The 12,874-nt window shown below is 69.7% G+C and carries 6 protein-coding genes; 2 read left to right on the top strand and 4 right to left on the bottom strand.

Annotated features, from left to right (window positions below; translation table 11 throughout):
* From ABD481_RS21165 to ABD481_RS21180, 4 genes are all read right to left on the bottom strand, one after another.
* Positions 1–919: AAA family ATPase (locus ABD481_RS21165; RefSeq protein ID WP_344667447.1), on the bottom strand; the 919-nt coding region annotated here is incomplete at its 3' end.
* 1,224 nt (positions 920–2,143) lie between these two features.
* Positions 2,144–5,278, bottom strand: coding sequence for a TIM-barrel domain-containing protein (locus ABD481_RS21170; RefSeq protein ID WP_344667448.1), 3,135 nt, complete (start codon positions 5,276–5,278; stop codon positions 2,144–2,146).
* Between the two features lie 129 nt (positions 5,279–5,407).
* Positions 5,408–8,611 carry a glycoside hydrolase family 3 C-terminal domain-containing protein gene (locus ABD481_RS21175; protein ID WP_344667449.1) on the bottom strand — a complete coding sequence of 1,068 codons (3,204 nt, stop codon included), beginning with the start codon at positions 8,609–8,611 and terminating at the stop codon, positions 5,408–5,410.
* 802 nt (positions 8,612–9,413) lie between these two features.
* Complete coding sequence (locus ABD481_RS21180; RefSeq protein WP_344667450.1) at positions 9,414–10,373, bottom strand: amidohydrolase family protein; 960 nt, start codon at positions 10,371–10,373, stop codon at positions 9,414–9,416.
* A gap of 134 nt (positions 10,374–10,507) precedes the next feature.
* Between ABD481_RS21180 and ABD481_RS21185 the strand changes: the two genes are divergently transcribed.
* Together ABD481_RS21185 and ABD481_RS21190 are read left to right on the top strand one after the other, a co-directional pair.
* The gene (locus ABD481_RS21185) at positions 10,508–12,028 is read left to right on the top strand and encodes a bifunctional 3-(3-hydroxy-phenyl)propionate/3-hydroxycinnamic acid hydroxylase (RefSeq protein WP_344667451.1); all 1,521 of its coding nucleotides are present in this window, start codon (positions 10,508–10,510) and stop codon (positions 12,026–12,028) included.
* A gap of 9 nt (positions 12,029–12,037) precedes the next feature.
* On the top strand, positions 12,038–12,838 hold the full coding sequence (locus ABD481_RS21190) for an IclR family transcriptional regulator (protein WP_344667452.1): 801 nt from the start codon (positions 12,038–12,040) through the stop codon (positions 12,836–12,838).
* Positions 12,839–12,874: the final 36 nt, after the last annotated feature.

Consider the following 12,874-nt stretch of genomic DNA (forward strand, 5'->3'; position numbering starts at 1 on the left):
GCGACCGGGATGGCGGCTGCGGCTGCCGCGGCGGGGGTGGCGGCTGCGGCTGCGGCTGCGCGGCACGCTCCGCGGCCGGTTCGTGCACGCGCGCCGCCAGCCGCTCGGCCGCCCGCCCGCGCGCCTCGGCCCACAGGTCCTCGACCAAAGCGTTGACCAGCAAGGGATTTCCGCCGCTGATCGCGTAGGCCTCAGCCGCGAGGCGCTCGACGTCGGTCAGCCCGGCCTGCCGCCGGAAGAGGTCGACCACCGCTGCCGAGGACAGCAGTTCCAGCCTGATCCGCCTGTGCAGAGGCTGCCGGTCAAGCTCCGCGCCGAACAGCGGGTGCGCGGCGGGCGTGCGCTCGTTTTCGGCCAGCACCAACAGGACGCGGGCGATCCCGATCCGGCGCAGCAGGTAGAGCAGGAACTCCACCGAGGGCGCGTCGGCGTAGTGCAGGTCGTCGACGCTGATCACGATGGGCGCGTGCTCGGCCAGCCGCAGGATGTGCGAGCACAGCTCGTAGTGCACACGTGCGACCGCCGTCGTGCCGTGGGAGGCAGCGGCCTCCTCGGGAAACGAGACCTCGTCGAGCAGCCGCGCGAGCCGCCGGGCGGCGCCGTCCTCCAGCGGCAGGGCCTGCGCGAGCTGCCGGGCGACGGCGAACGGGTAGTCCTTCTCCGGCGCGGAGCCGGTGGCCGTGATAACCACAGCACCCTGTGTCGTCGCGCGATCCGCGAGTCCGCGCAGCAGTTCGGTCTTGCCGCTGGCCACCGGCCCCGACACGATCACTGCGCGGCCGACTCCGCGAAGACTCTCGGTCAGCGCGTCCGCGAGCTGCCCGGACTCCCCCGGCCGCTCCACGGGTGTGAGCGACAGCGGTGGAACGCGCACGTCCCCGCGACGGTCCTTGGTCCTGAGGTGGTTCTCCGTCAGCATGGGAGCACGGCTGCCTTGGTCGAAGGGACAAGCAAGCGGATCACGGACCGGTGGCAGGCGGTGAGCGGCACCACTCGCCGCGAAGGTCTACTCACGGATCCTCCCGGACCGACGAACCGGCGTCGCGCGAACGAGCTGCGCGCACCTGTGGGGAACATCCATGATCGGGTATCGCATTGGCCTGCTATAGCCCGACGCGATCTGGAAGGGAGATTGAGACTGCATACCGCACTGCGGTTCTCCGCGATGTCCTACAGCCACCCGCGATGACTCAGCAGGCGAGACGCGCTCAGCTACAGAGGCAGCTGGACTTGCGGGCGAGGTCGACGTCCAGTCGAGCGACGGACATGAACGAGGCAGGGAGCACAGAGTGCAGTTCCCGCACGATAGTCTCCGTCCTCGGCAATACCCGCAGATCCGGACGCCACGCCGTAGGACCTTCGGGTGGCGAGGCGCCGTGATACACACGACGTGCGATTTCCGGATCGGACCCAGGCCGATCTTACCCGTACGGGCTTGGCGTGTCAGCGTTCAATCAGTGATCACTGCTTCGCAGCGGGTGTGGGTGCGGGGGTGCGCGGTTCGCTGCCCGGGGCGAATCCGGCTCGGAGACCGTGGTCTGTATGGGGCGGTGTCGCTGGGCCGGCAAAGCGAACAGCGGATCGAACTTCGCCGCACAGTCCTCCAACGGGCCCGGAGCCGCCGGGCACGGCCGCCTCGCCGTCACGTCCCCCGCCTGCGCAAACCCAGGCCAGAGCTGGCAAACCACCGGCAACCTGGCCTCATTAGAGCCGGTGGCTGCCCTGGCCTGACTTCAGGCTGCCCAGGGACCTGGTGGTCGTGGAACGGCGAGCGGCGGGTGACCTGGGCCATCCCGCCGTTCGACATCAGGGTCGCTGCCTGTGCGCCAGGTGCCACTGCGGTCATGAAGCCGTGGCGCGCAGCACGGCGCCCACCACTGTGAGCCGCGCGGCCTTGCCAGTCCGTGGGCAGGGGGGTGCCCCTCGCTTGGCTGATCTCATTGCGACTCCATTCGTTGACGGGATTCGGACGAGTGGAGCGGGGACCGGACCGGAGGAATGCCGATCGGGCTTTCCTCCGGTCCGGTGTTCTGGGCCGAAGGGGATCACCGGGTATGTGAACCCGGTCGGGCACGGCCGTGGGACAGGCCGTCGTTGATTCCGGAGAGGCGCATCAGAACGCTGAAGCGCTTGTCGCACGCGATCAGGGAAGTTTCCATTTCTGGGCTGCGGTGGTGTTGCAGTCCCAGATCTGGAGTTGGGTGCCGTCTGCCGGGTTGGCGTTGGGGTCGTCGAGGCAGCGGCCGGACTGGGGGTTGCGCACGGTTCCGTCGGGCTGGGGGACCCATTGCTGAGCTCCGGTGCCGTTGCAGTCCCAGAGCTGGACGAGTGTGCCGTTGGCGGTGGCTCCGCCGGCGACGTCCATGCACTTGCCGAGCGCTCGCAGCGAGCCGTCGCCGATGGCCGTCCACTGCTGAGCTGCGGTGGCGTTGCAGGCGTAGAGCTGGACGGCGGTGCCGTTCGCGGTGGCGGAGGCCCGGACGTCGACGCACTTCGATGCGTTCCCAGTGATCGGGCCGACGGCGGCAGTGGCGCCCGGCGTGAGGCTCACTGTGTGCGCAGTGGCTGTGGCCAGGGCGGCCGTCGTGACGGTCAAAGTGCGCGACGCCGTGTTGTACGAGTACGACGACGCCGGCAGCTGCTGGCCGTCGACGGTCACCGCGGAGGCCGCGGAGGCGTTCGACAGTTTGAGCGTGTAGGTGCGTGATGTGATCGCGCCGGGATAGGTTCCGGCCGCCGCGCCGATGGTCAGCGCATGGGCGGAGTCGTTCCAGCCGAGCGTGGTCGTCGAGGACTGGCCCTGCTGGTACTGGAGGCCTTCGCCGGCGTCCTCGTAGAGGTTGAACGTTCCGTCGGCGCCGGCTGCGGCGTTGACGGTCAGCTGGTTGAGGGGGGCCTGGGCGTTGTCGACGTAGTTGGTGCGCGTGGTCATGATGCCGCCGCTGCGCAGGAAGACCGGCATCGCGTTCAGGCCGTCGGTGATGGTGGCCGTGCTCGGGCCGGTGTAGGTCTTGCCGGTGAAGTAGTCGGTCCACGTGCCCGGCGGGAACCAGGTGGTGACCGAGCCGTTGCCGTTGGCGTCGTTCGCCGAGGTGATCGGGGAGACCAGGACGTTGTCGCCGTAGAGGTACTCGTTGGAGTACGTGTACGCCTCCGGGCTCTCCGGGTAGTTCAGGTAGAGCGAGCGCAGCATCGGCACGCCGGTGTCCTGGGCCTGCTTGGCCAGCGTGTAGGTGTACGGGACGAGGGCTTCGCGCAGGTTGAGGAACTGTTCTGCCGGGATGCGCGCGGCGTCGTCGTAGTTCCACGGCAGGCGGTCGCCGTGGTCGGAGTGCAGGCGCTCGATCGGCTGGAACGCGCCGAGCTGTACCCAGCGCACGTACATATCGTCAGCCAGGTGGCCGCCGTGGTAGCTGCCGATGTCGTCGCTGACGTAGGGCAGGCCGATCGCGCCCTCGGCCTGGGTGAACCCGGACTCGAATTTCAGCATGTCCCAGGTGGCCGGGGTGTCGCCGGTGAACTGCAGGGTGCTGCGGTGTTCGGCCCACGGCCCGGCGGGGTAGGCGCCGCCGTAGTTCTGGTAGGAGGCGCCCATCCGGGAGAACGCGAAGCCTCGCAGGCCCTTGCTGTTGCCGTCGGCTGCGTAGGCGGCGTTGATGAAGGCGTCGGGGGTGATGCCGGGGGCCGAGGCGCGGCTGTTGTCGCAGCACCAGTCCAGCCACCAGGCGCGCACGCCCTGCTGCTCGAACGGCTGGTGCAGGTCGAGGTACGACTTGAGCTGGCTGGGGATGCTCCAGTCCCACACGTGTTGGTTGGTGCCGTCGGCGATCAGGCCGCCGGCCGTGGCGTTCGTGGCGGCGAACTTGGGGTCGGCATCGGAGATGCTCGGGTGGATGTTGAGCGTCACCGCCAGCTGCTGCTGTTTGGTCCAGTTCATGAAGCCGGTGGGGTCGGGGAACAGCGAGGAGTTCCAGTTCCAGCCGTCCCAGGTGCTCGGCGCCTTGAAGTCGGTGTCGACCACCAGCCAGTCCAGAGGGGTCTTCTGGCTGCGGAAGGTGGGCAGGATCGTGTTCTCGTAGTCCGCCGTGGTGTACGGGTAGTAGCGGGAGTACCAGACCCCGAACGCCGACTTCGGCAGCAGGTCGGCCGGCCCCGTCAGCGCGTGGAGATCGGACAGCCCCTGCTTGTAGTCGTGCCCGTAGCCGAAGAAGTACCCGTCCTGATACGCCTGCCCGGCGTGCCCGGGGCGCTGCGTGATCGTGCCGTCGGCGTTGAGCAGGGCGGTCTGCGTGTCGTCGAGCAGGTACCAGCCGCTCTTGTCCAGGATCCCCGGGTGCAGCGGGACCGGCAGCGCGGCCGGATTGTCCAGGCCGCGATACCAGCCGCCCAGCACATCGCTGGGCCCTGAGCCGTAGGGCGTGCTCTCCCCGGCTGCCTGCGTGGGAGACGGGTAGGAGGCACCCGCAGCGGTGAGGGCGAAGCTGTCGATGTTGACGTGGCCGCTGTCGGAGCCTGCCTGCTGGATCTGCACGGTGTCTGTTCCCGCATTCAGCGGGACGTTCACGGTCGCGGTGGCCCAGGTGTCCCAGTTCGCGGTGGGCGGCAGCGAGAACCGCGGCCCGGCCTGGCCGTTGATCACGGTGCTGAGGGTTCGAGTCGTGGTCTGGTTGTCGCCGCCCTGCGCGTTGGCATAGCGGATGGTCAGCGGATACGTCCCGGCCGACGGCACCGCACTCACCTGCGCGGTGATGCCGGCGCCGGTCTGTTCGATCCCGGCAACAAAGCCGCTGCCGGTGTAGCCAGCGTGGTCGGACGCCTGGCTCGCGCCGCCGGCCGGTGTCGCGTTCTCCGCCTCGCACAGCGCGCCGAACAGACACGTCGCCCCGCCGACGAACGACGGGTGCGCCGTCTGCGCCTGGCCCGCGACGGTCAGCTGGACCGACAGGTTCGCCGACGAGAACGGTCCGGAGCCCTGGCGGTAGCGCAGGAGCAGGTTGGCGGTGTGGATCTCCCGGTAGCCGTCGGAGGTCACGTCGGTGGTGTAGGACGGTGCGGGCAGAGTGCGGTTCACCGCGTTGACCGTGGCAAGATCCTGAAACTTCCCGTCCCCGGCGTATTCGAGGCGGATCAGGGTCGGGGTCAGGACCTCGAAGCGGGCTTGGCCGTCGATCACCTGGCCCGGTGGCGTCGCGGCCGGCGCCGCGGACGCGCCGCTCCATTGGCTCGCCCCGGCGGTCAGGGCTCCTATCGCGAGCAGGGCTCGCCATCGGCTGGACATCGGCTGCTCCTCAGATCTGACAGGTCACAGGTGGCTTGTGCTCGGGGCCGGCGCCCGGGCCCGAGGGTTCCGGGCGCCGGGCGACGGCCAGTGGGCGCGGTGCCGCAATGAGAGTGGCTGGTCCGGGTCCTACGGCAGCTTCCACTGTTGCGCGGCGGTGCCGTTGCAGTCGTAGATCTGCAGCTGGGTGCCGAGGGTGGTGGTGCCGGCCGGGTCGTCCAGGCATCGGCCGGATGCCGGGTTCTTCAGCCCCTTGGTCGCGGTGTTGTACGCCCACTGCTGGGCGCCGCTGCCGTTGCACGTCCACAGCTGGACGAGCGTGCCGTTGGCGGTCCCGGCGGAGGTCACGTCCAGGCACTTGCCCAGTGCCTGGAGCGTCCCGCCGGCGGCGACGGTCCACTGCTGGGCGCCGGTACCGTTGCAGGTGTAGATCTGCACCGGTGTCCCGTCGGCGGTGGAGCTCGACCGGACGTCGACGCACAGTCCGGCGATGCCGGTGATCTGTCCTGCGCTTCCGGTGCCGGTGCCGGTGCCCGTCGGCGCCAGCCAGGACTGGTTGGCCCCGCCGTTGCAGTCCCAGAGGTCGACCTGGGTGCCCGCGGTCGTCGACCCGCCCGGATCGTCCAGACACCTGCCGGACTGCGGATTGACCAGTGAGCCGTTCGCGCCGGGCTGCCAGATCTGGGCGCCGGTGCCGTTGCAGTCGTAGAGACTCACCAATGTTCCGTTGGCGGTGCCTCCCGAGACGGCGTCCAGGCACTTGCCGCCGGTGCGCACGGTTCCGTCGGACAGCTCGGTCCACAGCTGCGCGCTGGTGCCGTTGCAGGGGTAGACGTCGACCTTGGTGCCGTTGGTGTTGTCGGCCGCCGACAGGTCCAGACACAGTCCCGATTGTCCGACCAGCGGCGTGGTGGGCAGGCCGGTACCGGACGCGGTCACGGTCCACAGGAACGAGGTCTGGGCGAAGGCGCCGATGGCGTCCGTCGCGGTGACGGTGACGGTCGTCGTGCCGGCGGCGGTCGGGGTGCCGCTGATCGTGCCGGTGCCGGAGATGCTCACCCCGGCGGGGAGCCCGGTCGCGGTGAACGTCGGCGTCTGACCGCTGGTCGAGTCCTGGGCCGCCACAGCGAGGGAGACCGCGCGGCCGGCGACGCCCTCCTGCGGGCCGGGGTTGGTGACGGTGACCGGCCGGCCGATCTGGCTCGCGGTCACGGTCAGCGTGCCCGACAGGGGCAGGTTCAAGACCGAGTCGCCGACGCGGATGCCGTAGGCGCCGGCATCGGTGGTCCAGCCCGAGGTGGCGGTGTTCCAGTGCTGGAGACTGGTCTGCGTCAGCGGGAACGAGACCGTAGTGCTGGCGCCGGCCGCGAGATCGACCCGAGCGAAGCCCTGCAGCTGCTTGGGCGGCTCACCGGACGAGGCCGGATCGGCAACGTAGAGCTGCGCGACGTCGGCGCCAGCCCGGGTGCCGGTGTTCGTCACCGTCGCGGTCACCGTGGCCGAGCCGCCCTTGGTCAGGGCACTGACACTCAGGTTGCTGAACGCGAACGAGGTGTACGACAGGCCGAACCCGAAGGGAAACAGCGGCGTCTGGCCGCGCGCGTCGTACGAGCGGTACCCGACGTCAAGGCCCTCCGAGTACTGAACGGTGCCCCCGGTGCCCGGCCACTGCGCCGCGGTGTTCGCAGGAACCTGCGACAGGGACGTCGGGAAGGTCACCGGCAGGTGGCCGGACGGGTTGACGTCGCCGAACAGCAGCGCGGCGATCGCGTTGCCGTCCTCCTGCCCGGGATACCATGCCTCGAAGACACCCGCCACCGAGGACAGCCACGGCATCGCGACCGCCGAACCGGTGTTCAGGACCACGACCGTGTGCGGATTGGCGGCCGCGACGGCCGAGATCAGCGCGTTGTCGGCGCTCGACAGGTCGATACTCGACAGGTCACCACCTTCGTACTCGATCTTGCCGACGAACACCACCGCGACATTTGCGGCAGCGGCGGTCGACGCCGCCGAGCTGGTCGACGAGCCGCTGTTGTACGTCACCGTCACGCCGCTGCCCGCACGGGACGTGATGCCGTCCAGCGGCGTGACGGTGCTGTCGGAGTTGACCCCCGCGCTGCCGCCGCCCGCGCTCAGCACGCCAGTCGAGGCCTCGGCGCCGATGACTGCGATCGAGTGCGTCGAGGACGTCAGCGGGAGCAGGGCGCCGGAGTTCTTCAGCAGGACCGTGCCCTCCTCGGCGACCTGGCGGGCGGTGGTCACGTGGGCGGCGGAGGTCGCGGTCTGGGCGGGCGAGCCCTGCGTCGGCTTGTCGAAGACGCCGAAGGCGAACATCTGGGTCAGGATCCGGGCCGTCGAGGCGTCCAGCGTGGCTTTGGAGACCTGGCCGTTGTTCACAGCCGCGATCAGAGCGCTGCCGTAGAAGCCGTCGTCGCCGGGCATGTCCTGGTCGAGCCCCGCATTCTCCGACGCGGCGGTCGCGTGCGTCGCGCCCCAGTCGGAGGTGACGAAGCCGTTGTAGCCGGACTGGGTGTGCAAGAAGCCGTTGAGGATCGTCGGGTTCTGGCAGGCGTAGGTGCCGTTGATGGTGGTGTAGGAGCACATCACCGACGACGCTGCGCCCGCGCCGATCGACTGCGAGAACGCGGGCAGGTAGATCTCCTGCAGCGTGCGCGCGTCGACGATCGCGTTGTCGGAGGGCGTGTTGCGATTGGTCTCCTGGTTGTAGACGGCCAGATGCTTGACCTGCGCCATCACCCCGGTGGACTGCACTCCCCGGATGTCGGCGGCCCCGAGCACCCCGTTCAGATAGGGATCCTCGCCGATCGACTCGAAGGCCCGGCCCCAGCGCGGATCGCGCACGATGTTGATGGTCGGCCCGAGATCGACCGTCGCACCCTTCGACGCCTCCTCGGCACCGATGACCTGCCCATACCGTCCCAGCGCGGCGGTGTCCCACGTGGAGGCCGCCGCCACGGGGGCGGGAAGCTGCGTCACCCCGGTCATCCCGTCGGCGACGCCGGCGGGACCGTCCTCGAGGTTGAGCGCCGGAATGCACAGGGCTCCGATGGCGGGGGTCAACCCGACATAGCTCGAGCCCGAAGCGCCGGTGGCAAGCGTGACCTCCTGAGCCACGGTCATACGGGCGATCAGCTGGCTGACGCGGGTGGGGATCGGCGCGGTCGAGCCCACCCACGGGCAGGCCGTCGCCGCCGAGGCGGGAACCGCTGCGTCGGCCGCCCTCGGCGCGGCACCCATAACGGCTGCGGCAGTGACTGCCAGTGCCAAGGCGCCGATCGAGGTTTTGGAGCGGAGATGCCTTCGTGACATGAATCCTCCTGGACGCTGCGGACACCGATGTCCTGCCGTCTACGCGACGTCGAGATGCGACGGACACCGCCCCGCGGCACTGCCCGGACTACCGAAATGTGAACGTTCGCACACGCCGCATGTTGAGTAGAGTACGGAGTAAGGATCCTGTCAAGCAGGCCCATCGCCGCGGGAGGTGGCGCCCGCAGGCAGGCCCGCCTCCCGGCCCGGCCGCCCCGCCCCTTGCACTGCGGTATCCGGCATGGGCAATGCCATACCGGATATCGACAACACTCGTAGATGGTGGCCAGATCAGCGGACTCCCCGCCGGATCGGCGCCCCTGCGGGCCCCGTGTGCCGCTCCCCCGGCGCGACCCTTCGAGGCGATGGCGCTTCACGCCCAGCGCCGCTTGACGCAGTCGAGATGAGGCAGAAAATCCATCACGAGTTAACGTTCACACTTACGCTTTGCCGTCCGCCGTCCGCCGTCCGCCGTTGATGACGCCGGCGTTGGCCATCAGCAGGATGTGATGGGCAGGTCGCGGTGGATGGAGTCTTCGCGCAGGTGGCCGGTGGTCTTGCCGCGGACGATGAGTTCGAGGGCTTCGTCGTACAGCTCGGCACGGCGACCTGCATGGCGGAAATGGCCTGGATGCAGCCGAGGCGAAGCTGCGCCAGGGATCTTCGTCGACGAGAGCCTGGGCGGCGGCTCAAGCGTAGGAGTTTCCGCGGTCGGCGAAGGCGGCGTTGGCGAGATCATCGCGGGTGGCGAAGCGACGGGAGAGGGTCCATCGCATCGATTGCCGTCCCACCAATTCCTCTGTCAGAGTCCGAGCAGCTGTTCGGCGTTCAGGTGCGCGATTTTGGCCCGGTCGGCTTCGCTGACTGGGGCGGTCCGCAGGAATTCGGTAGCGGTGCTCATGTCCTCGAAGGGGTGGTCGGTGCCGAACAGGATGTGTTCGGGGCCGAGAGCGAGCAGCGCGCACAGCAGCGGCGCGGCGGAGCAGACGCCGCTGGTGGTGATGTAGAGGTTGTGGCGCAAGTACTCGGACGGCTTCTCCCGGGCCAGTTCGATGCCGTGGTGATTGTGGAAGTCCCAGCGGGAGTCCAGACGCCACAGTGCGTAGGGCAGTCCTTCTCCCATGTGGCCCAGCAGCAGTTTGGCTTGGGGGAAGTCGTCGAAGACGCCGCCGAAGATCAGGCGCAGGACGTGGGTGGCGGTGTCGGTGCCCCAGCTCCACATCGGGCCGACGAGTTCGGGGTGGCCCTGGATCACGTGCGGGGTGTCGACGCCGTTGGCCGGGTGCAAGTAGAGCGGGACGTTCAGACCCTCGGCGCGTTCCCATACTCCGCGCAGTGCCGGATCGTCGAGGTAGCGGCCCTGGGTGTGGGCGTTGACGAGCGCGCCGCGCAGTCCGAGCTGGGTCACCGCGCGCTCCAACTCCCGGGCCGCGGCGTCCGGGTCCTGCAGCGGCAGGGCCGCGAAGCCTGCGAAGCGGTCCGGGTGCCCGGCGATCGCCGTGGCCAGCAGATCGTTCACGGCGGCGGCGCGGGTCACGGCGGTGGCCGGGTCCGATTCGGCCTGGATGCCGGGCGAGTTCAGCGACAGCACCTGCACATCCAGACCGGCGGCGTCCATCGCGGCGAGCCGCTGCTCGCCGAGTTCGAGCAGGTGACGCGACGCCTCGCGCCAGCGGGCCGGCTGGGCGATGGACGCCGAGCCGGCGCCGTAGGCCGCCAGTTCGGGAGTGACGAAGTGCTCCTCCAGGCCGATCGTCCGCATGACCCTCTCCGATTCACTAATGTTCATTGACTTCCTCAATAGTGAAACGTACCGTACGGCACTGGCAGCCCTGAGGGAAGATCGCGGCCGCGGCGGACGCCCGCGGGCCGGCCGCGGAGCGGGAAGGAGTCCGCATGACGCGGCAGCAGGACGTCATCGTGGTCGGATACGGCCCGGTGGGCATGGTCACCGCCGCGCTGCTGGGCCGGGCCGGGCATACCGTGTCCGTGGTGGAGCGGTACACAGGGCTCTACAACTTGCCTCGCGCAGCCAGTTTCGATGATGAGACGATGCGCACCTTGGCAGCTCTGGGCGTTGATGAGGCCTTGCTGCCCGACCTCCGTGCACAGCCGGACTACCAGTGGCGCAACGCCTCCGGCGAGCTGCTGTTGGAGCAGCACTTCGCGGCTGTGGGGCGTAGCGGCTGGGCCGAGTGGTACATGATGTACCAGCCCTATTTGGAGAAAGCTCTGGACGACCTGTGTCGTTCGCTGCCGAATGTGCGCGTCCTGCATGCCAGCCCGGTGACCGCGCTGAAGTACGACGACCACGCCGTGGCCGTTGAGGTGGCTGGCACGCAGGGTCCTGAGCAGCTCACCGCCGACTACCTGGTGGCCTGCGACGGCGGCAACAGCTTCGTCCGGCAGGCCCTGGACATCGACCTGGACGACTACGGCTTCTCCGAGCCCTGGATGGTCTGCGACTTCCGGCTGCGGCGGCCAGTGGCGATCCCGCCGGCCCTGCAGATCGGTGACCCGGCGGGTCCCACCTCGGTCATCTCCATCGGCCGCACCCACCACCGGTTCAGCTTCATGCTCGATTCCGAGGAGGACTTCCAGACGCAGCAGGATCCCGCTCGCGTCTGGCGGCGGGTCGCGGCATATCTGGAGCCTGACGACGCCGACCTGATCCGGGTGGCGACCTACACGTTCCGGTCTCTGATCGCCCGTGAGTGGCGCCGGGGCCGGATTCTGCTGGCCGGGGACGCGGCGCACCAGATGCCGCCCTTCCTGGGGCAGGGTATGTGTTCTGGCATCCGCGACGCCCAGAACCTGGCGTTCAAGCTGGACCTGGTCCTGCGGGCCAAGGCCGGTCCGGACATCCTCGCCACCTACCAGCGCGAGCGCGAGCCGCACGTACGCAGCGTCACCGAAAAGGGTGTCGAACTGGGACGCCGGCAGACCATCCGCGACCCGGAACTGGCCGCCGAACGTGACCGTGCGCTGCTGGCCGCCAGGGAGCAGACCGCCGCGGCCCCTCAGGCATTGCGCTTCCCGGGGCTGGCCGACGGATTGTTCGCACTCGCCTCCGGTCCGGGCCGGGGTGGGCTGTCGATCCAGGGCGTCGTCGACGACGGAACGTGCCGTGCGCTGCTGGATCAGGTCGTCGGCGCGGGCTTTCATCTACTGCTCATGCCGCAGGCCGCGGCCGCACTGGACCGGACCACCGCCGAGCGGCTTCAGGAGGCAGGGGTAAGAGTCATCAGCTTCGGCCGCGAAGTGGACGACATCGAAGGGAGCTACACGAGGTGGTTCTCCGAACTGGGATGCCAGGCGGTCGCCGTGCGCCCCGACTTCTACGTCTTCGGCACCGCCTCGTCAGCCGCCGAGGTCAGGGTTCTCGCCGAAGAACTGGCCGCCCTCACCGGACAGTAGGATGCGCCAGTGAGCGAGGACAACGCGGCCGAGCGCGAGCCGTCGTCGGACGCCCGCCAGGGCATCCAGTCGGTCGAGCTGGCGATGCTGCCGCTGCGCGCGCTGGAGGAGGGCCGCGGGCCGATGAGCCTGACGCAGGTCGCGGCCGCCAGCGGCATGCAGCCCAGCAAGGTGCATCGGTATCTGGTCAGCCTGGCGCGCGTCGGGCTGATCGCCCGGTCACCCACCACCGGCCTGTACGACCTGGGGCCGGCGATGCGGCGCCTGGGCGTGGAGTCGCTGCGCCGACTGGACGAGGTCTCGCTGGTCACCGAGCACCTGCCGGAGTTGCGGGAGCGCACCGGGCACGCCGTGAACCTGGCGGTGTGGGGCGACCACGGTCCGGTGATCGTGCGCTGGGAATACGGCGCGCACGCGCTGCCGATCACCGTCCGGGTCGGAGCGACCATGCCGCTGCTGAACTCGGCGGTCGGGCTCGCCTACCTGGCGCATCTCCCCGAAACCCTCACCGCCCCGGTGCTCAGCGCGCAGGCGGACGCCGCCTCCAGCGCCGTCCCGGACACCGCGCGGCTGGCCGCGCTGCGCGCCGAGGTCCTCGATCGCGGCTTCGCGCTCACCACCGGCGGCGTCATCCCCGGCGTGACGTCCCTCGCCGCCCCGGTTTTCGGAGCCGGCGACTCCCTCCCGCTGGTCGTGGCCCTCGCCATGCCATCCCGCGAGGCTCCCGAGGACCAGCTGCCCGTGCTCGCCGCCGAACTACTGAACACGGCGCGCGCCGCGGCCACCGACCTGGGCAATCCGCCGGTCTGATCCCGCGCCGGGCCGGGCTCCGACCTGGCTCCGGCC

The organism is Catenulispora yoronensis (genome assembly GCF_039531695.1).
GTDB classification, from domain to species: domain Bacteria; phylum Actinomycetota; class Actinomycetes; order Streptomycetales; family Catenulisporaceae; genus Catenulispora; species Catenulispora yoronensis.